This window comes from Flavobacterium sp. W21_SRS_FM3 (assembly GCF_052113625.1).
In the GTDB taxonomy this organism is placed as follows: domain Bacteria; phylum Bacteroidota; class Bacteroidia; order Flavobacteriales; family Flavobacteriaceae; genus Flavobacterium.
Map to the genome: position 1 here is coordinate 1 of NZ_JBGQOD010000009.1, position 20,659 is coordinate 20,659.

Annotated in this window: 19 protein-coding genes; 7 read left to right on the forward strand and 12 right to left on the reverse strand. The window is 33.1% G+C overall.

The genetic code is table 11. The annotated features are described in order from the left end of the window. Nucleotides 1-77: 77 nt before the first annotated feature. Complete coding sequence (locus ACEN2K_RS12750) at nucleotides 78-1,313, reverse strand: ABC transporter permease (RefSeq protein WP_441759715.1); 1,236 nt, start codon at nucleotides 1,311-1,313, stop codon at nucleotides 78-80. 132 nt (nucleotides 1,314-1,445) lie between these two features. Between ACEN2K_RS12750 and ACEN2K_RS12755 the strand changes: the two genes are divergently transcribed. Beyond that, the gene (locus ACEN2K_RS12755) at nucleotides 1,446-2,696 is read left to right on the forward strand and encodes an exo-beta-N-acetylmuramidase NamZ family protein (protein WP_441759716.1); all 1,251 of its coding nucleotides are present in this window, start codon (nucleotides 1,446-1,448) and stop codon (nucleotides 2,694-2,696) included. A gap of 32 nt (nucleotides 2,697-2,728) precedes the next feature. Here ACEN2K_RS12755 and ACEN2K_RS12760 read toward each other — a convergent pair whose 3' ends face one another. Then, the gene (locus ACEN2K_RS12760; protein ID WP_441759717.1) at nucleotides 2,729-3,223 is read right to left on the reverse strand and encodes a YkgJ family cysteine cluster protein; all 495 of its coding nucleotides are present in this window, start codon (nucleotides 3,221-3,223) and stop codon (nucleotides 2,729-2,731) included. A gap of 80 nt (nucleotides 3,224-3,303) precedes the next feature. Between ACEN2K_RS12760 and ACEN2K_RS12765 the strand changes: the two genes are divergently transcribed. After that, nucleotides 3,304-4,014 carry a class I SAM-dependent methyltransferase gene (locus ACEN2K_RS12765; RefSeq protein ID WP_441759718.1) on the forward strand — a complete coding sequence of 237 codons (711 nt, stop codon included), beginning with the start codon at nucleotides 3,304-3,306 and terminating at the stop codon, nucleotides 4,012-4,014. Between the two features lie 22 nt (nucleotides 4,015-4,036). Beyond that, on the forward strand, nucleotides 4,037-4,582 hold the full coding sequence (locus ACEN2K_RS12770; RefSeq protein ID WP_441759719.1) for a YfiT family bacillithiol transferase: 546 nt from the start codon (nucleotides 4,037-4,039) through the stop codon (nucleotides 4,580-4,582). Between the two features lie 76 nt (nucleotides 4,583-4,658). Here the strand turns inward: ACEN2K_RS12770 and ACEN2K_RS12775 are convergent, their stop codons facing one another. The 7 genes from ACEN2K_RS12775 to ACEN2K_RS12805 all read right to left on the reverse strand — a co-directional run bounded on the left by ACEN2K_RS12775 (nucleotide 4,659) and on the right by ACEN2K_RS12805 (nucleotide 11,178). Then, nucleotides 4,659-5,291 (reverse strand): 7-carboxy-7-deazaguanine synthase QueE, encoded by a 633-nt coding sequence (locus tag ACEN2K_RS12775; protein ID WP_441759720.1) that lies wholly within the window; start codon nucleotides 5,289-5,291, stop codon nucleotides 4,659-4,661. Nucleotides 5,292-5,449: 158 nt separating this feature from the next. Next, nucleotides 5,450-7,117 carry a tetratricopeptide repeat protein gene (locus tag ACEN2K_RS12780; protein ID WP_441759721.1) on the reverse strand — a complete coding sequence of 556 codons (1,668 nt, stop codon included), beginning with the start codon at nucleotides 7,115-7,117 and terminating at the stop codon, nucleotides 5,450-5,452. Nucleotides 7,118-7,139: 22 nt separating this feature from the next. Beyond that, nucleotides 7,140-8,063, reverse strand: coding sequence for a PstS family phosphate ABC transporter substrate-binding protein (locus ACEN2K_RS12785; RefSeq protein ID WP_441759722.1), 924 nt, complete (start codon nucleotides 8,061-8,063; stop codon nucleotides 7,140-7,142). Between the two features lie 233 nt (nucleotides 8,064-8,296). Beyond that, nucleotides 8,297-9,094, reverse strand: a complete 798-nt coding sequence (locus ACEN2K_RS12790; protein ID WP_441759723.1) for an energy transducer TonB — start codon at nucleotides 9,092-9,094, stop codon at nucleotides 8,297-8,299. Nucleotides 9,095-9,134: 40 nt separating this feature from the next. Continuing rightward, entirely contained in the window at nucleotides 9,135-9,680 is a 546-nt protein-coding gene (locus tag ACEN2K_RS12795; RefSeq protein WP_441759724.1) for an ExbD/TolR family protein, read from the reverse strand. 19 nt (nucleotides 9,681-9,699) lie between these two features. After that, nucleotides 9,700-10,311, reverse strand: a complete 612-nt coding sequence (locus ACEN2K_RS12800; protein WP_441759725.1) for an ExbD/TolR family protein — start codon at nucleotides 10,309-10,311, stop codon at nucleotides 9,700-9,702. Nucleotides 10,312-10,356: 45 nt separating this feature from the next. After that, nucleotides 10,357-11,178 carry a MotA/TolQ/ExbB proton channel family protein gene (locus ACEN2K_RS12805; RefSeq protein WP_441759726.1) on the reverse strand — a complete coding sequence of 274 codons (822 nt, stop codon included), beginning with the start codon at nucleotides 11,176-11,178 and terminating at the stop codon, nucleotides 10,357-10,359. A 377-nt stretch (nucleotides 11,179-11,555) separates the two neighbouring features. On the opposite strand from ACEN2K_RS12805, the gene ACEN2K_RS12810 reads away from it, so the two are divergent. Beyond that, nucleotides 11,556-13,088 carry a helicase HerA-like domain-containing protein gene (locus tag ACEN2K_RS12810; RefSeq protein WP_441759727.1) on the forward strand — a complete coding sequence of 511 codons (1,533 nt, stop codon included), beginning with the start codon at nucleotides 11,556-11,558 and terminating at the stop codon, nucleotides 13,086-13,088. A 42-nt stretch (nucleotides 13,089-13,130) separates the two neighbouring features. Further along, a complete protein-coding gene (locus tag ACEN2K_RS12815; protein WP_441759728.1) occupies nucleotides 13,131-13,493 on the forward strand; it encodes a cupin domain-containing protein in 363 nt (120 codons plus the stop codon). 86 nt (nucleotides 13,494-13,579) lie between these two features. Here the strand turns inward: ACEN2K_RS12815 and ACEN2K_RS12820 are convergent, their stop codons facing one another. Together ACEN2K_RS12820 and ACEN2K_RS12825 are read right to left on the reverse strand one after the other, a co-directional pair. Then, nucleotides 13,580-14,917, reverse strand: a complete 1,338-nt coding sequence (locus tag ACEN2K_RS12820; protein ID WP_441759729.1) for an FAD-dependent oxidoreductase — start codon at nucleotides 14,915-14,917, stop codon at nucleotides 13,580-13,582. A gap of 250 nt (nucleotides 14,918-15,167) precedes the next feature. Continuing rightward, on the reverse strand, nucleotides 15,168-17,552 hold the full coding sequence (locus ACEN2K_RS12825; RefSeq protein ID WP_441759730.1) for a penicillin acylase family protein: 2,385 nt from the start codon (nucleotides 17,550-17,552) through the stop codon (nucleotides 15,168-15,170). Between the two features lie 162 nt (nucleotides 17,553-17,714). Here ACEN2K_RS12825 and ACEN2K_RS12830 point away from each other — a divergent pair, with 162 nt between their 5' ends. Continuing rightward, nucleotides 17,715-18,359 carry a flavin reductase family protein gene (locus tag ACEN2K_RS12830; RefSeq protein WP_441759731.1) on the forward strand — a complete coding sequence of 215 codons (645 nt, stop codon included), beginning with the start codon at nucleotides 17,715-17,717 and terminating at the stop codon, nucleotides 18,357-18,359. Between the two features lie 76 nt (nucleotides 18,360-18,435). On the opposite strand, the gene ACEN2K_RS12835 is transcribed toward ACEN2K_RS12830, so the two are convergent. After that, nucleotides 18,436-18,864 carry a YMGG-like glycine zipper-containing protein gene (locus ACEN2K_RS12835; protein WP_441759732.1) on the reverse strand — a complete coding sequence of 143 codons (429 nt, stop codon included), beginning with the start codon at nucleotides 18,862-18,864 and terminating at the stop codon, nucleotides 18,436-18,438. A 232-nt stretch (nucleotides 18,865-19,096) separates the two neighbouring features. On the opposite strand from ACEN2K_RS12835, the gene ACEN2K_RS12840 reads away from it, so the two are divergent. Then, entirely contained in the window at nucleotides 19,097-20,659 is a 1,563-nt protein-coding gene (locus ACEN2K_RS12840; protein WP_441759733.1) for a hypothetical protein, read from the forward strand.

Below are 20,659 nucleotides of genomic sequence, written 5' to 3' on the forward strand. Positions count from 1 at the left end.
TGAGCCATGGTTTGGCGAAGTAGATTGTAGCGAATAGCAGGTTAAAGCTCCTAAATAAAAGAGATTTGAAAACAAAATTAGTCGAAGCGGATTGCTTTGACTGGAGAAATTTTAGTGATAATATAGGATGGTATTAGCAATACTATAATACAAACGCCTACAGTAAGCAGATTTAACAATCCAATATACCCCCAATTAAGATAGACAGGTGCTTGATCTACATAATAATTTTCTGGATTGAGTTTTACGACACCAAACTGTTGCTGAACTAATAAAATCCCTACTCCAATTAAATTTCCCCAAAATAATCCTCGTAGTATTAAGTACGACGCATTGTAAAGAAATATTTTCCTTATGCTCCAATTGTTAGCCCCCAACGCTTTTAAAACTCCTATCATTTGAGTGCGCTCAAGAATCAGAACCAATAATGCCACTACCATATTAATAGTCGCAACTAATATCATAACGACTAATATTACGATAATATTAAAATCAAAAAGCTGTAGCCATTCAAATATGTAACTGTATTTTTCAATTATTGTCTTTGTATCCAATGTTGAACCTGTATGTTGGTATACTTCATCCCCCACCGATTTGATATTGTCAAAATCATCTACAAAGACCTCAAAAGCGCCAACTTCATCAGGACTCCACTTATTAATACGTTGCATGTGTCGGATATCCCCTATTATATAGGTGGCATCAAATTCTTGAAAACCCGAATTAAAAATTCCGGTAATGTTAAATCTACGGATATTAGGCAATTTATTTTGTCCTTCCTTCATGAAGAAAGTATTGAACTTATCGCCCACTTTTAAATGCAGTCTATTTGCTAAGAACTGAGAGATAACAACATCTTCATTTATCCCTTTCGAAAAATCAGGCAGTGCTCCATCAACTATATATTCTTTAATATTATCCCATTTGTAATCATTCCCCACACCTTTGAATATAATCCCTTCAAAAGCAGCCTCAGTTCTAATAATGCCCGCTTTGCTAGCTATCGCTTGAATGTGATTTATACCTTCGACTGAATTGAATTTCGGGTAAAAATCCTGTTTTTTAGAGATAGGCACCAAAGTTACTTCCGATTGATTACTATCAAAATTTGAAATAATAATATGCCCATTAAACGCTGAAATTTTTTCACGTATTTTCTGCTGCAGTCCAATGCCCGTTGCAACAGAAACAATCATCATAATCATTCCTATAGCAATAGCCGAAATGGCAATTTTTATAATCGGTGCAGAAATACTACTTTTATAATGTTTAGCAGTAATTAGCCTTTTAGCGATAAAGTATTCTAAATTCAATTTGATTGCGTTTCTGATTTGGATTCAAAAATACAGCTAAAACACGAATTACACTAATCGACAACTAATTATTCTACACTAGACTTCATGATACAATTTATAACAAAAACAGCCTGTTTTCTCTGCTTACTTATGCTACTACTTGCATGCTCAAATACAGTAACTCGACAAACCGAACCCAGCACAAATTATAAAAAAGACACTACCGCTTCATCTATCTATTCAAATGAGCACTTACTTAAGTCAAAAGCTAACTTGACCCGCTCAATTAAAACAGGTGCAGACAACTTTGAAAGCTATATTCCGCTTTTAAAAGATAAAAAAATTGGTGTCGTAACCAATCAAACAGGAATTGTTTTAGTTGAAGAGTCAACTATGGATAGGGCAAATAAAAAGAAGCAGATTCATTTAGTGGACTTTTTAATAGACCAACAAATTAAAATTCAAAAAATATTTGCACCCGAACATGGCTTTCGAGGAACCGCTGACGCTGGCGAACATATTGTTGATGGTAAAGATTCAAAGACGGGACTTCCTATTATTTCTCTTTATGGTGATAACAAAAAACCAAAAACAGCACAATTAGATGGCATTGATATAATGGTTTTTGATTTGCAAGATGTAGGCGCTCGCTTTTACACTTATATCTCTTCTTTACATTACCTCATGGAAGCCTGTGCAGAGAACAATATTCCGTTAATGATTTTAGATCGACCCAATCCTAATGGCGGAATCATTGATGGGCCGATCCTCGAAAAAGAATTTAGCAGTTTTGTAGGAATGCATCCAGTACCGATATTGCACGGAATGACTATTGGGGAATATGCAAAAATGATTAACGGTGAAAAATGGTTGAAAAATGAAATACAGTGCAAACTAACAGTAATTCCATGCAGCGATTACAATCGAAACATGAATTATAATTTACCTCAAAAGCCGTCTCCTAATTTACTAAACGACAAAGCCATCAATTTATATGCTAGCCTATGCCTATTTGAAGGCACAAATGTAAGTGTAGGTCGAGGCACTGAAAAACAATTTCAAATCTATGGTTCCCCTTACTTAACTAATGCTGAATTCATTTTTATGCCCCGACCAAATGTTGGCGCGCAAAATCCGGTTTATAATGGCATTAGTTGTTATGGTGAAGATTTATCAAATACTGATAAATTAAAACAGCTAGAATTGAAATGGCTAATAAAGGCCTATCAGAACACTACGGACAAAACAAATTTCTTTAATCCTTTTTTCACCAAATTAGCTGGAACCCAGAAACTACAATTACAAATAGAAGCCGGGATGACAGAAGCAGCAATCAAATTAACTTGGCAGAAAGGAATAACGCATTTTAGAACAATGAGTGAAAAATACCTGATCTACTAAAATCATGGTACTAAAGACAATTATACTGGACTTTATAATGGTAATTTCTTTTTCATTTCTTCGACAATATTAAATGCTGCAGGACAAATTGCCACATTTTTTAAAGTCAAGTCAGTAATTTGCTGAAACTTCTTTCTATCTGTATGAGGGAATTCTCTACATGCTTTAGGTCGTACATCATATATCATACACTCATTTTCATTATCTAAAAAGGTACACGGTACTGATTGCAGCACATAATCTTGATCTTCATCAACACGTAAATACTGCGAGATAAACTGCTGTGGTTTTTGCTTTAGGTATTTTGAAACACGCTCGATATCTGCCAATGTAAAAAGAGGGCCAGTTGTTTTACAACAATTGGCGCATTTTAAGCAATCAGTTTTTTTAAACTCAGCGTCATGCACATCTTGCATTACATAATCTAAGTTTTTGGGCGTTTTCTTTTTAAGCTTATCGAAATACTTTTTATTTTCTATATGCTTATCTTTGGCTAGTTTTCCGAGTTCGTTTAAAGAAGGTTTCAAATGGTATAATTTTTTACAAAATTACCACTTTTAAAACAATGTTCTTGGATATATAAATGTTGAATTTCGAAACACCTATCATGAAAGACCTTTTTGGCCAAGCCATACTTGATTATCAAACTGATAATTCCCCTGTAGATCTAATTACTGAAACGAGCATTTCCGAAGAAGATGAAATGACCGTTGCTTATTTATTTCGTAGTTATCAAGAGATGCCTACAATAGAACAAAAGGCCTTAGAATTAGCCAAAGGAAGAGTTTTGGATATTGGCTGTGGAGCAGGAAGTCATAGTTTGTACTTACAAAATGAAAAAAAATTAGCAGTTACATCCATTGACATCTCCCCAAAAGCAATACTAGCTTGTGAATTAAGAGGATTAAAAGATGCTCGGATTCAAGACTTCATGACTTTAGAAAATGAGAAATACGACACTATCCTATTATTAATGAATGGAACAGGTATTTGTGGGAAATTAAAAAAACTACCAAATTTTCTTTTGCAACTAAAGGCGCTGCTGAATCCGGGTGGCCAAATTTTAATTGACAGCTCAGATATCATTTATATGTTTGATGAAGATGAGGATGGGGGAAAATGGATTCCATCAGAAAACGATTATTATGGAGAAATCGTTTTTAATATTTCATACAAAGGACAAAAAGAAGCTCCATTAGATTGGTTGTACTTAGACTATAATACATTACAAAACGCCGCTTTCGCAAATGGATTACAACCAGAATTAGTACTAGAAGGAGAACATTTTGACTATTTAGCCAGACTTACAATTGAATAAAACACAGTTTAAACTAAACTATATGGAAAATTTGCAGCTAGAAAGATTACGTTATCCAATAGGTAAATTTATAGCACCTAATGAGTACAGTAAAATTTATTTAGAACAACAAATAGCTGAAATTGCAGCTTTCCCAGAAAAGCTAAAAAATGTAGTCAGTCATTTAACGGTGGAGCAATTAGATACAGCTTATCGCGAAGGAGGATGGACTGTTAGGCAGGTCATTCATCATTGTGCTGAAAGTCACATGAATTGTTACATCAGAATTAAATGGACATTGACCGAAGATAAGCCTGTAATAAAATATTATCACGAAGATCTATGGTCGGCTTTAGAAGACAGTTTAACGATGCCTATTGAACCTACTCTTTCTTTACTGGAAGGATTGCATTTTCGATTAGCGTATATCATGAAAAATTTGTCAGAAACAGATTTAGAAAAATCTTTTATTCATCCAGAACATGCTAATGAATTTAAGCTTAAAGAGATTATTGGAACTTATGCTTGGCATGGACAACACCATATAGCTCATATTACCGAATTAAAAGCTAGAAACGGCTGGAGTTGATCTCTACTTCTACCATTAAATAAAAAAGCCAAACACAAAAAAATGTTTGGCTTTTTATTTTATTCCAATGTGCGTACTAAGGAATATTTAAATATTTATGTGTTTGTAGAGAAACCCTCCACTTAGGATTGTTCATTACGTAATCCACTATTAGCGGTGTCATCTCTTCTTTTTTACTCCATTCTGGCTGAAGAAAAAGAATAGCATTGTCATTTACTTTGTCAGCTTGCTCTTCTGCAAAAATAAAATCGTGCTTATTATGGATTATTACTTTTAATTCATGAGCATTGTCATAAACAGTTTGAGTAGGCAATTTATTTTTCTTTGGAGAAAGACAAATCCAGTCCCAAGTTCCTGATAATGGATAAGCTCCAGAAGTTTCAATATGAACTTTTCTATTATTGTCTTTCAATTTTTGAGTTAACAAACTCATATCCCACATTAACGGCTCTCCTCCTGTTATTACAACAGTCTCGGCATATTTACTTGCATTTAAAACAATAAAATCGATTGCTGTTGGCGGATGTAGCTCTGCATTCCAGCTTTCCTTGACATCACACCAATGGCAACCTACATCACAACCCCCAATTCTAATAAAATAGGCAGCTGTTCCTGTATGGTAGCCTTCTCCCTGAATGGTGTAAAACTCCTCCATTAAAGGCAACATCGCTCCTTTATTTACTTCTAATTGTATTTCTTTTGATAACATTTTTGTAATTTAATGTGCAAAGATAGCTAATTAGAAAAGGACTTAAATAATAATCTGTAAATGCTTAAATAAAAAACACCTTGAAAAAGGATATATTACTAGGCATAAAAAAACCCGATAGTGTGAAACTATCGGGTTCTTAGAATTATATAATGTAATTACTTAAGTAATTTAAGTGACTGTGTTGCGTAAGCGTTAGTCGGATCAATTGCTAAGGTTTTAGCAAAATACTCTTTAGCTTTAGCTTTGTCAAAATTTGCATATCCTGCAGCCATAGAATTATAACATTCTATTAACTTCGTTTGAACAGCTGGTTTAGCTAATTCTTCAGGACCTTTCTTAGTTACAAGATCAACATATTGTTGGTAGTACATGATCATTGCTTTATCATCTTCTAACAAACTATTTGTTCTAGCTCGTGAAAGATAAACATCTTGTGTATCAGGTGATGCTTTAATTACATTACCGTAAGCAATATCAGCTTTTTTAAGCGCAACTGTATCTTTAACGATTCCAGGCTTAGCATTATCAAAATAGATTGCATTACCTAAATAATAGTTATCATACAAGAAACCATTTGTATCAGGGTTTGAAGTTGCAATTTCTAATACTGCAGCAGCTTCTTTATAAAGTTTTTGCTCGTATAAGTTCTTCCCTACTTCACCTAATTCATTAGTAACTGAAACTTCCATCTCAACTGCCTTTTTGATATAACCAATAGCTTTTTCAAAAAGCACTGGATCTACTGATGAACCATCTGCACTAGTGCCTTTTTTAAGGTTTGATAAACCTAAGTATAAGTAGTCTAAGTTGATTACTTTATTAGATGGATTAGCAATATAATCTTCTAGAGATTTGATAGCTAATTCAACGTTATCATTTTGATATGCAGAATATCCTAAATAACGGTAAATACGTGGATTTACCTTATCTAATTCTTTCATTTTATCAGCTTCAACTTCTAACGCTTTGTAATCTTTAGCTAAAATTAAAAAGTCAGCATGACGCATACGTGAAGCCAAAGAATAATCTGTTAAAGTCATATACTTCTCGTAATACCCTAATGCTTGTTTTAGATACTGATCTTGTCTACCAGGTACATTTAATGCCCATAAGTAGTAAGTTTCAGCAAGCTCACGGTAAAGTGGTCCGTAGTTTGGATTAGTAGCCAACACTTCATTGTATGCATTAACTGCTTCAGTGTAAGCCTTAGCTCCTTTTAACAAAACTCCTAATTGCACTTTAGCTCTAATTAAACTATTATCTGCTTGAAAAGCATTTCGATATGCAGAGTACGCTTCGTTTTGATTTTTATCTCCGTAATACGCATCTCCAAAAGCTAAAAGAACTTGTGGTTCTTGTCCATTTTTCTCTTTAGCTAAATTTAAAGTAGCAATGGCACTTTTAAAGTCAGGCTTATTAGAATTCATATATGCTCTTGCAACATATACATATTCTTCAAAATCTTTTCTTCTCATCTCTTTGATTGCTAAATCAAATTTTGCTTTAGCTTCAGAAACTTTAGAATTATCAAGATCTAATTGCCCAAGTCCGATGTAATTGAAATGCGCATCGTTTTTAGCAGTTAATCCACTTTGATAAGACATTTTTGCTGAATCAGCAATATTTTGATAAAGGTAAACATTTCCTAAAAGGAAAAATGCTTTACCTTCAGACGGGTCTGATTTAACAATTGATTTCAAAGTTACCTTCGCATCTTGGTATTTTTCGGCGTCAATTTCTTTTTTAGCTTGATCAATGTTTTGAGCATAACTTACCGTCATTCCGGCCAAAAAGGCAACTCCTAGAATTTTAAATTTGTTCATTTTAACTTTATTTGATTTATTCTTATTCATTTTCATTATCTTTTTGTGAGTCGTTTCTAATAATAATTTTTCTTCCTGGTGTCCTTACAGGATACAAACCTGATTTTAAAATTATCCGTTGTCCAATATCTCCAGCTACAAAAGAAGCAAAGCCCATTCCAAGCCCAGAGTATCCCTGACAATTTATTATATACAAATCACGTGCCAAAGGATAAGTCTCTTCGGCAATATTGTTTTGTGTAGGGGTAATATATGTATCAGATTTAAGCCCTTTTACACTAAGTACATTCACTTTATTCACATTATCTATCGCACTCGGTGATGGTTGATACAACCAGTTTAACCCAACTACTCCAATCATCCCATCATTTTCGGCAACAAATTTAATAACCTCTTCATTTACCTTAAAAGAAAACACGTTATTTTTAGGCAATTCTTGTAACCCAGCTAACTCATTCATATAGCGCACTGTACTAGAATTAGGATTGTCAAACACTAAACCTTTAATTTTAGTATTCGTTTTACCTTGCATAAAGTTAACTATATCTTGTAACGCAATCAGGGTGTCATTATTACTTTTATTTGAAATAAAAGCAATAGCATCAGTACCGATTTTAGTTATTTTAGGAACAATTTTTTTATTTTGAAAATTCTTAATTTCATTTTCGTTCAAGGTACGAGATAAGATAGCGATACCTGAGGTGTCATTTAAAAAAGATTGAATAATTTCTTTTTCAGATTTACTCACTACATCTATTTTAGCATCATATTTACTTTCAAAAACAGCAACTTGATCCTCAATAATAGGCTTAAATGTTTCATCAACAAGTATAGTTGTACTTCCCTTTAAGATTGTTTCTTTATTTGAATCAGCTTTTTTACATGCAGTAAAAAAAACCAGTCCTACAAAGAAAACGATTAAAATAGTTCTACCGAAATTTTTCATGATTTAATCTTTACCATCATTAATAATACGCATAAATCTAATCAAGGCATATACGATAAGTAGTACTCCAAAAGCTATCCTATATGTTTGAGGCATATCTAAAGGAAAATTTTTCATAAATATAATAAATAATCCCAGGACTAAATAAAGTACAAAAAACAAAATTCCTATAACGAGAAGAAATCGCTCTTTTGGCGATTTCTTCTGAATATTTCTATTAAATTGATCCAACATTAATCTGCAGTTTGAATAGTAATAGGTAGAGAGTAAAGTACCCTTACCGGTTTTCCATTTTGAACTCCAGGATTCCATCTTGGACATTTTTGTAAAACTCTAATAGCTTCTTTTCCTGTTCCGTAACCAATGTCTCTTAAGACTTTGATATCTGTTAATGAACCATCTTTTTCAACTACAAAAGTCACATAAACTTTTCCTTTAAGCCCTTCTTCTTCTGGTGCACGGTAATTTTTACCAACGTAAGTGTAAAATTTATCCATACCCCCTGGGAATTCAGGTTTCACTTCAATACCTGCAGTATTGTAAATTTGGTTATCATCAGCTTCCACAACTTTAGCAGGACCATTTCCAACAGGAGCAACAGTTAAAACTGCATCAGGATCTCCTTTAATAGTCTCAGCACCAATTTTTTTCTCTTTGATCTCAACGATCTTAGGTGGTTCTTCAGTAACCTCTTCTGCCTTAGCCACAACAGGCTTCACAAACTTCACTTGGTCCACTTTTGGTGGAGGTGGAGGTGGTGGTGGCACGTTTAATTTTGGCTTTTCTTTCTTAGGCGGTAATTTTATTGCAGTGATTTTTACATCTCTAACAACATCATCATCTTCAGACTTAGGAAAAAAGTCAGCTATAAGAGGAGCACTTACGGCTACACTAAAAATAATAGCACCAATAATAAGCGCTTTTATTGTAGTACCTCTATTAGACTTTCTTAATTCGTAAGCTCCGTAAGTTTTATTACGACCTTCGAAAACAATATCAAGCCATTGGTTTTTTAATATATCTAATTTCATTTTTCTTAATTATTAGGTTATTAAGAAAACAAGATTGCTCTTATTTTCCTTCTAACAATTTTTGTTCCTCAGGCGAAAAATCGTTAACGATTGTATAAGTAGGTACATCAGAAATAACCATTTCATCAAGAATATCAATCATGTTTTTATAACTTGATTTTTTACTTGGTTTAATAATTACAATCATTCCTTTTTCCTTATTACCTGTATATTCAAGTACAGTCTTTTTTCTAGAAAGTATTTCTTTACGAATACCATCTTTACCATATCCCATATCCTTAGGTCCAGCAATTGGATTATTCAATAAACCCATATAATAAACTAGCTTATTGTTTTCCCCTAACATTAAAGTCATGGTACGATTTTCATCAACCTTCATATCAACATTATCTTTAACAGGATCTTTATCTGGCAATCCCAAACTCATCGATTGAGGTTTTGACAACGTTGTGGTAAGCATAAAGAACGTAATCAATAAGAAGGCTAAATCCACCATAGCAGTTAAATCTACTTTTGAATTTTGTTTTTTACTCCTTACTTTTCCACCTTTTCCGCCTCCACCGTCGCCGGTATTTAATTCAGCCATTTTAGTGTCTTTTTATTAATTAAAATTCTTTTCCTCTTAAGCCAGTAATCAAGCTAAAGCTATTGATTTTTTGTTCTTGACAAATATCCATAACTTTTCGAATTTCACTATATTGCTCTTTAGCATCACCTTTAATAGCAATTTGCAATTCTTTATCATTAACTTCGATATTTGCAATTCTTGCATTATAGATCCACTCCTTCAATTGATTATCTGTAGAGTCCATAGGAATTCCCATTTGACCTGCTTTATTTCTATCAGAAGCTTTCATATCAATAATTTGCTTAAGATTTAAAATTGGAACTCCAAAACCATCCATTAAAGCAAATTTTTCTTTCTCCTCATCTGTAAAAGCAACATCGTACTTATCACCCATAAGCTCAAGTGTTCTTTTACGAACCTCTCTACCCTTTAAATCAAAGAATACCTTTCCTTTACCTACTGTCATAGTAGCTATATCCGTTTCAGGCATTTTAATTTTTACTGTAGAAGCAGGAGTATCAACAGGCAATGCCTCTGGTACTTTAGCTGTAGCGGTCAAAATAAAGAACGTAAGCAAAAGGAATGCAACATCACACATAGCCGTCATGTCTATGGATGTCGATTTTTTTGACATTTTTAGTTTCGCCATTATCTTTTATATATTGTATCTGATGCTACCGCATCAAAAAATTATTTATTGTTTTAAACTTCCTCTGAATCTTCTGTAAGTGTTAACGATAGTAACACCAGCCTCATCGATAGAGTAAGTTAAATCATCAATTTTAGATGTAAAGAAGTTGTAAGAAATAATAGCCAATACAGAAGTAGAAATACCTGTAGCAGTATTAATAAGTGCCTCAGAAATACCATTTGCAAGAGCAGCTTGATCAGGAGTACCAGCAGAAGCTAATGCACCAAACGCTTTAATCATACCTGTAACCGTTCCTAATAAACCAGCTAATGTTCCTAAAGAAACTAAAGATGAGATAATAGTCATGTTTTTTTCTAACATTGGCATCTCAAGAGATGTAGCTTCTTCAATTTCTTTGTGAATTGTTTCTGAAGCTTCTTCACTATTGAATCCTTCTTTTTTAACGTCTTGGTATTTTACTAAAGCAGATTTGATTGCATTTGCAACAGAACCTTGTTGTTTGTCACAAGCAGCGATTGCAGCATCAATGTTTCCTTCTTTAATATCCGCTTGTACTTTTTTCATGAATGTATCTAAGTTACCTTTTCCAGCAGCTTTAGTAATTACGAAATATCTTTCGATAGAGAATACAACTGTCATTAATAATAATCCCATCAAAACTGGTACAATTGGACCTCCTTTGTAAACCATTGCCAAGTAATTTCCTGGGATTGGGTGACCTGTATTTACACCGCCTTCAAAGTTAGCTCCATTACCCATTATAAAATTCCATATCAACCATCCAACAAATACACATGCCACAATAATGATACCTGAAACCATTCCTCCACCGTTTGAACTGCTTTCTTTTTTAACGTTTGCCATTTTTTTTTAATTTTAATAGTTTTAAATAATTTATTTTTAGTTATAATAAACTTGTAGTCCCGCAAATTTATATGTTTAGTTGAAATAAAAAAACTTTTTTTTATTTTATTCGAAATAATTTTAATCAAAAATAAAATAAAAAAATTGAATATTTCAATTTTCATCAATATGATTAATAATTTTCACTCTTTTTAAAAAAATAAGCTACAATTTTATGAATAAACACTACAATAATCTAATAAAATCGCTTAGGGAGTAAAAAAAAGTTTTTTAAACTATTGTCATTAAAAAAGGAATTAAATTGCACTAAACTCTAAAATTACTAAGTTTCAAAAAATAATAATATATTGCATGTAATTTAAAACTTGAGCGATATCATGAACAATAAAGAGGAATTCACTAAACACATTATTGAGGGATATACCTCCAAAGGAGATAGTATAACATTAGGTGGTGCTATTCTAGATGGCGAAGCGTTAGCAGATACTTTTGTAAAAATACCTTTAAAAACCTTAAATAGGCACGGTTTAATTGCTGGTGCTACTGGTACAGGAAAAACAAAAACTATTCAAGTATTTTCTGAACAGTTATCCTCTTTTGGTATTCCTGTATTAATGATGGATATAAAGGGAGATTTTAGCGGTATTGCTAAAGAAGGTGAAGAGAAATCTTTTATAACAGAACGCCATGCTAAAATCAACCTACCTTATAATATAGCGAAATTCCCAGTGGAATTATTGACTTTGTCTGAGCAAAACGGAGTTCGTTTAAGAGCTACAGTTTCTGAATTTGGCCCCGTTTTATTCTCAAGAATATTAGACTTAAATGATACTCAGTCAGGTGTGGTTTCTATAATTTTTAAATATTGTGATGATAATAGAATGCCTTTATTAGACTTAAAAGACATTAAAAAAGTCATTAATTATATTACTGAGGAAGGCAAAGAGGAAATCACAAAAAGTTACGGCAAAATAGCCACGTCTACTACAGGAACTATTCTTCGAAAAATTATTGAACTAGAACAACAAGGCGGCGATTTGTTTTTTGGAGAAATGTCATTTGACATCGATGATTTGATGCGTATTGATGAAAATGGAAAAGGCTATGTAAATATTCTTAGATTAACAGATATTCAAGATAAACCGAAACTCTTCTCAACTTTCATGCTTAGTATGTTAGCAGAGATTTATCAGCAAATGCCAGAAAAAGGAGACTCAGAACAACCTGAACTAGTTATATTTATCGATGAAGCTCACTTGATATTCAATGAAGCCAGTAAAGCTTTGTTAGAGCAAATAGAAACTATTGTCAAACTGATTCGTTCTAAGGGTGTGGGAATTTACTTTGTTACTCAAAACCCTATGGATGTTCCTAGCGGCGTTTTGGCGCAATTAGGTTTAAAAATACAACATGCTTTAAGAGCATTTACTGCTAATGATCGTAAATCAATCAAACAAACCGCAGACAACTACCCCACTTCAAAATATTACAATACGAGCGAAATTTTAACCAGTTTAGGTATTGGGGAAGCATTAGTAACAGCTTTAAACGAGAAAGGAATCCCAACTCCACTAGTAGCTACAATGCTAAGAGCACCCATGAGTAGAATGGATATTTTAAGTGAAAATGAAATTCAGGAAATCAATAAAAACTCTAAGCTCGTTAAGAAATATAGTGAGCTTATTGACCGAGAAAGCGCTTATGAAATGCTTAATAAGAAAATTGCGGTGATTGAAAAGGAAGAAGCTGAAGAAGCGCAAAAAGATGCAGATGAAAAAGTATCAAAAACTAGAACTACTAAAACAACTGCTACTACAAGTGCAGTAACCAAATCAGTTATTAAGGTATTAACCAGCGCCACTTTTATAAGAGGTGTATTTGGTGTACTGACAAAGATTTTTAAAAAATAAAAAGATTAGAATTCTTACAAAGCCCATAAGCACTTTAAAATAATGAAAAAATATTTTGTACAAAACGCTCCTTTTGTGGTTCCCACTACTGACGGAAAATTAATTGAAGAACACCATGGTTTAGCAACTACAGCAAATCCTGAAATTTCTATTGCTCATATGGTCGCTCCGCCAAAATGGAGTGAACCGTTTCAAACTCCAGAATTTGAAGAATACACCTATATTATTAAAGGTAAAAAACAATTCATTATTGATGGTGAGACAATAGTCTTAGAAGCTGGACAATCGATTAAGATTGAAAAAAACACTCGTGTTCAATACTCTAATCCATTTGACCAAGAATGCGAATATATTGCAATTTGTAAACCAGCATTTGATTTCAACAAAGTTCATCGCGAGGAGTAAATACACAAGAATTAATATACAAGAAAAAAACCAACCTGATTTAAAAATTAAGTTGGTTTTTTTTATGTTTTCGGAAGCGTTATAAACTAGTTAAGCAATCTTAAGATTTTGTCTTCTACTTCTTTACTATCCCAAATATTCTCAATGTTTTCAGTTTTTAGAACTTTTTGCATTATTTCATTTTGCCTATCTCCAATTGCCAGAGCCTCACTATATGGTCTATCACTAAAAGTTACTCTACTATACAAGGGAATCCATTTATCAGGATGTTTCTCTGAGAATAATTTTTCGATTTTCTTTTGCAGTAAAAATTTGTCATCTGCAGTCTTTGAACTCATTTCCATGAAATTTCTATAAGACAGCTCCGCTATTGCATCAGCGTTAGGTTTACGTGAATCTTGGTATTCTGAAAAAATGGTCTTCCAGTCATCACCGTGTTTCTCTATCATTTCATATAAAACAGAAATATCTTCAAAACCAGCATTCATTCCTTGACCATAAAAAGGAACGATAGCATGACAGGCATCACCTATTAAAGCTACTTTATCCTCATAAGTCCAAGGAAAGCATTTCATAGTAACAAGTGTACTTGTTGGGTTCTTGAAGAAATCTTCGGTTAAATTAGGAATCACATCTATAGAGTCGGGAAAATTTGTTTCAAAAAAAGCGGTCACATCTTTTACCTCTTTTAAAGAACCAAAAGAGTTTTCTCCTTCAAAAGGCATAAATAAAGTACAGGTAAAACTGCCATCAAGATTAGGAAGCGCAATCAACATATATTCGCCACGAGGCCAAATATGGAAAGAGTTCGGGTCTAATTTGTGAGATCCATCCCCATTGGCTGGAATATTTAATTCTTTATAACCAATATTTAAAAATTCTTGCGAGTAGTTAAACATACTTTGACGTTGCATGCGGTGTCTAATTCTGGAAAAAGCACCATCTGCACCAAAAACCATATCGTATTTCTTTTCCTCCCAGACTCCTCTCTCTGTTTCTCCAGCATGTAAAGTTGCTTCCTTAAGTGTTACATCCCAGATTTTTTGATCAAAGAAAAATTCGGCACCAGCATCTTCAGCAAGATCAATCATTTTTCGGTTTAAAATCCCTCTAGAAATTGAGTAAATTGCTTCACCTTCTTGTCCGTAGGACTGGAAATTTAATTTATCTACTAAATGGATTGCCCGCTTGTCCATGGGAATAGCTATTTCGCGAACAGCGTCTCCAACCCCTACTCCATCAAGAGCTTTCCACCCACGATTAGACATGGCTAGGTTTATCGAGCGGCCAGAAAAGGTAATTTTACGTATATCTGGGCTTCTATCATAAACGTGAACAATATGTCCCGCTTTTTTTAGATAAATAGCCAGCAACGAGCCAACCAATCCAGAACCTACAACAGCAATTTTAAGTGGAGTTTGCATCAAAAAAATTCTAATTATAAGTCCGTAAAAATAAGTATATAATCCAAAGCACGTATTAAAAATAACATAAACTTTTATTTACCCAATGTAAAAGAACACTTTGGGCGTGCCCTTCGCAAAAAAGCTTCGGTCGGGTTTTGCACTGCAATCTTTTTTCGTTCCTCAAAAAAGGATTTCCGCTACACCCCCTCACGCAAAAAACAGATAAAATACTACTGAAGCATTTACATAATAAAACAAGTGCAAATCGTTATTTTGCGATAAACAATAATTTAGTTGATGTCTTTATAATTTCTTCTTTATTCATTTTCATTTTCCTAAATTTACCTTGATTGTATAACAAGGCTTGGTCATCATAATGCTTGCTAAATGGATTACCAGATTGTCCCGTAGGTAGAATGCTCCAACTATTTTCTACATCTGAAAAGTCTACAATCCTTCTGGTTGAAGGACCTCCAGTGACTATGTACTCTTTAGCATCAGTGTAATGAAACATCTGATTATTAATAACTTCATTTGAACCTGCCACTTCAAAGGGGCCTACATTAAAAATTTGGCTTAAAGCCTTAACTTTACCTAGTGGATGTTCATATTTAACTTTGTGTACTTTATTCCACGTCCAGGATGAAACAGAATTACCCAATTGCTTTTCTAGAGCACTTAAAGCTTGTTTGAAAGCTATTGAGATAATATCCTTTCTCGTTTCTATTTTATTTTTCGTTTTGATATTATCCCACCACACTGAATTTTCATTTTCGATTAGGTTTGCGATTACTTGTTTCATAACATGTGTGCTTATAAACTGCTCAAAACCTGCGGATCCTAGCTCGTCTTCAAAGGTGTTTTTTAAATAAAAGTAAATCCATTTATTATAGATCGTAGGCGCAATATCCGTTAGTTCATTTGTTCCTTTCCAGGATTTTAAGTGGGCTAGTGCTTGCTCTTCATTTTTAGAAAGGGTACTAATTGCTAGATTGTGAATTAAATTAGCAGTAACCGTAATCGCCACAGAAGAGGTGTTATCAGTAATCATTTTAGAGACAGCTTCTTTGTCCCAATTGGATTTTGCATCTAATAATTCTGTAATTCGTTTGGCACGATCTTCCGGAAGATAATAACCAGGATATAAAAAACCATCGATTGCTTGTGGTTGGTTATTTGCTGAATAAACGTAGTTCCAAGGTGGATTTACAGCCGAAGGGTTTTTGGAGAAATCCAAATACTCCTTAATTTCATCATTCCCTGACGCACCGTCTAAAATAAAATTTGGGTTTACTGTGTCTTTATGTTTATACAGTTTTCCTGTAGCCCACCAAGCCACATTTCCTTTAGCATCACCATACATTACATTTAGTCCAGGTGCTGCGATTAGTGAAACTCCTCTCTGAAAATCAGCAATGGTTTTAGAATGAGATAAGGTATACACTGCATCCAAGATTTGGATGGGCTGTTGTGTGTAAATCCAAGACATTGCCACAGGCTCTTTAGTATGCAATCCTGAAATTAGATCATTCATTATGGGTCCGTGACGACTAATTTTTACATTCATAACAACATCCGTACTGTCTTTGACTTTGATTGTTTTTACTCTAGTTTCATAATTCGCAAAACCCTTTGGTGTTTTATATTGATTTTTATTCTCAGGATTATTTTCTTCTTGATAAAGGTCAACATCATCATTTTCAAACATTGTTAATCCATAAGCATAATCACGGTTATGACCTAATAAAGGGTATGGCGTCCCTGCTAGATAACAGCCATACAACTCAAATTCAGGTGTCACAATATGGGCTTCATACCAAGTCCCAGGTTGGGAGAATCCAATATGTGGATCATTGGCAAAAATAACAGAACCGCTAGCTGTTTTCTTACCTCCAATAACCCAACTATTACTTCCTATAAAAGGCGGGATAGCTGATCGATCTAACAACGCTGCTACCGACTTAGATATGGCAGCATATTCTTCAGTATGGTTCTTTGCATTTTTAATTTTCAAAGTATTAAATGCGCCATCAAGACCTAAATCTTTTAGATATTCTACTCCGTATTTATTGCGTATATCGGTCATCAAAGGATCTGACTTTTGAGCCATCGCAAAACTAAAAGACATGTACCCAAAAATATTATAAACATCTTTTAGCGTGAACTTCTCTTTTTTAACTCCTACTAATTGGAACTCAATAGGTGTGACGCCTTCATCCATGTAGTAATTAATTCCGTCTAAATAAGCCATTGCAAGTTGATAACTAGGGCTGTTTTTATCGAGATTTGCTATTGCCTTTGCAGAAGCCTCTTCAATACCGAGGCCAGCAAAAAACTTATCATTCTTTAATGCGACACTTCCAAAGATTTCAGATAATCTTCCTGGCGCAATTCTACGCATCAATTCCATTTGCCATAATCTATCCTGAGCATGAACATACCCTAAAGCCTTCATGGCATCTGTGCTATTATCAGCATAGATATGAGGAATTCCAAACTCATCAAAATATACAGTCGTTTCCTTATGAAGCGCTTTAAACTGTATTTGCCCTTCGTATTTTGGTTTTAAATAATAGATGTAAGAAACAGTGGCTATTATTATAACACAAAGTATAATGGTTAAAATGACGAGACTTTTTTTGATTATTTTCATAATTGACACAATTGATTGTAACAAATATAAATTATTTGCATTTCAATTTAACTTATTTGCAAATAACATACTTAGTATTTTTCAAAAGCTGACTATATTTTTGTTTACTTTTTTAAAATATTTATTAAACAAAAACTATCTTTGTTTAAACTAGTAATAATTATGAAAGAGTTAAAGGTAGATGATCTTGATAAGATGAGCAGAGTAGAACGATTGAACCTGATCAATTCGTGTACAGGCTATAAATCAGCAAATTTGATTGCAAGTCGTTCTGGAGAAGGGGTAAATAATGTTGCGATATTTAGCAGCGTCACTCATTTAGGTAGCGATCCTGCTTTAATTGGATTTATTGTAAGACCTACCACCGTACCTAGAGACACCTACAAAAATATAAAAGAAACAACTTACTTTACAGTCAACCATGTTACGGAAACTATGATTGCTGATGCTCACCATACTTCGGCTAATTATGAAGCAGTTATTTCTGAATTTACAAAGACACAGCTTGAAGAGGAGTATAGAAATGATATTGCAGTTCCATTTGTACAAGGAAGTCCCGTACAACTTTACTGTAAATACATCAATGAATATCATATAAAAGAAAATGACACAATACAAGTAGTTGCTAGTATTGAAAAAATATTCTTTAATGAAGACTTAGCACATGAGGATGGTTGGTTACAAATTGAAAAAGCTAATGTAGTTGCTTTGAATGGATTGGATGGTTATTGTTTACCCAAATTAATTGATCGTTTTCAATACGCTAGAAAAGACACTCCTACCCAATCTTTCTTTAAAAAAAAATAGGGTAAAACAAAAGAGTGTTTAAAATCCATTTGGAATTTAAACACTCTTTAAAATTAAATAGTATTTATTTATCGAATTATTCTTTTTTGCTACCATCAATAATTGCACCGGTTCCTGCACCTACACCAGCACCTGCTAAACCTCCAATGATAGCTCCTTGACCCTTTTTCTTACTAATAATTGCTCCAGTTGCAGCACCTACACCTGCCCCAATAACAGCACCTTTTGCAGTACTACTCCAACCTTTCTTTTGAGTTGTCGTTGTAGTGGTTGTCGTTGAGTTAGTAGTACCTGTACTTCTAGCTGGTTGATTAACTACAATGACTTCTTTCTGAGCTTCGGTCTTTGCCATTTGGATTTGCATAGAATCGATTACTTTTTGTTTTTCTATCTCAATTCTCATCGAATCAATACTGGCTTGTTTTTCATCTTTTACATCCATTGAACCTTGGTTTCTACATGAAACAATTAGTAAGGATACTAATATAAAATATAATGCTCTCATAATTTTAAAGTTTTAATTAACTAGTAGACAAAGTAAATACCAAAAGCAATAAAATTGATTATACTATTTAGCACAAATATTATAGAATTAGCATTTTTAAGCTAAAGTTATTAAGACCTTTCGGTCCTTCACCCACATAAAGATCTTGTAATCTTACAACTCTTAAAGATAATGGAGACACTTTTTATACTACTTAAAGTTGTAATTTTATATTTAATTATAAAACTTCTAAATGAACGTCTACAAAAAAATAGCTGTCTTTATAGTAAGCCTGATTGTTTTGATCCTGTTATTCAATTTTGGTTTGAACTTTTGGGTAAACAAACAACTTCCTAAAATTATTTCTGAGAAAAATAAAACAGCATACAATATTACTTATGGAGATTTACAAATTGATCTTTTAGCCAAAAACATTAAAGCTTCTAAAATTAACATTTCTCCTAAAAGAGAAAAGAAAGATAGTATTAGTAAGTTGGGCATTTATTCTAAAATTGCTTCTATAGAAATAAACGAATTCAAAGTATGGGACATTCTTTTCAATAACAGAATAAAAGCAGATAATATCATTATCAACACACCCGAAATTATACTTTATAAAGAAACTAACAATGCCATCAATAACTCTAAAAGTTTAGGTTCTGATGTGGCGGAGCCTTTTCAAGAAATTATAATGGTTTCGTCAATTCAGCTTAACAAAGGAAATCTAAAAATTGTACATACCAAAACAAGTAAACCTATTCTAAGCTTGGTCAATCTTAGTTTAAACCTCGATGGAATTGTAATCACTGATGATTTATTACAAAAGAAAATACCCTTTTCTTATGATGCATACAGCATTAAAACAGACAGTATTTATTATCAAATTAGCGACGTATACCACATTACTAGTCAAGATCTCGAGACAACTGATGAAAAGTTGACGGTTAAAAAATTTGAATTAATCCCCGAATATAGCCGAAGACAATTTGTGAATTCTCTACAAAAGGAAAAAGATCTTTTTACTCTACAAGCAGATTTAATTAAGCTGAACGCAATGGATTGGGGAATAAAAGATGACAAATTTTTCTTTGACGTAAATTCTATAACTATTGACCAAATGTCAGCTAATATTTATAGAAATAAATTACCTGCTGATGATTTGAGTAAAAAGCCATTGTACAATAAACTTTTAAGGGACATGCCATTCCCTTTAAAGGTAGATACCTTAAGCATCCGCAATTCAATTTTAGTGTACGAAGAAGAAATCAATTTTGAGAAAGGACCTGGCATGCTAACCTTTGACAATTTTAATCTCACCGCTACCCACATTCAAAGTGGCTACAAACAAACAAAACTTCCTGATATAAACATTGCTATTAATTGTAAATTTATGAATAATTCCCCTTTCAAAGTACAGTGGAATTTTAATGTATTGGATAAAAAAGACCGCTTTAAATTTAATGGAAAAATTACAAATCTAAAAACAGCTGATCTTTCTCGATTTACCAAACCCTATATCCGGGCCACAACACAAGGGACTTTTGACGAACTCGATTTTACAATCAAAGGAAATGATTTTAATTCTTATGAAACCGCTACCTTAAAATATCATGACCTGAAAGTCACTTTATATCAAAAAGATGATCCACAAAAGAAAAGTAAATTAAAGAGTTGGGTAGCAAATTTAATTGTTAAGAATGATACTGATGGAAAAACAGTCCCAGCCGAAGCTAAGGTAGAACGAATTCCAGAAAAATCTTTCTTTAACTTTTTATGGTTGAACGTGGCCGAAATTCTGAAACAAATTGTAATTTAA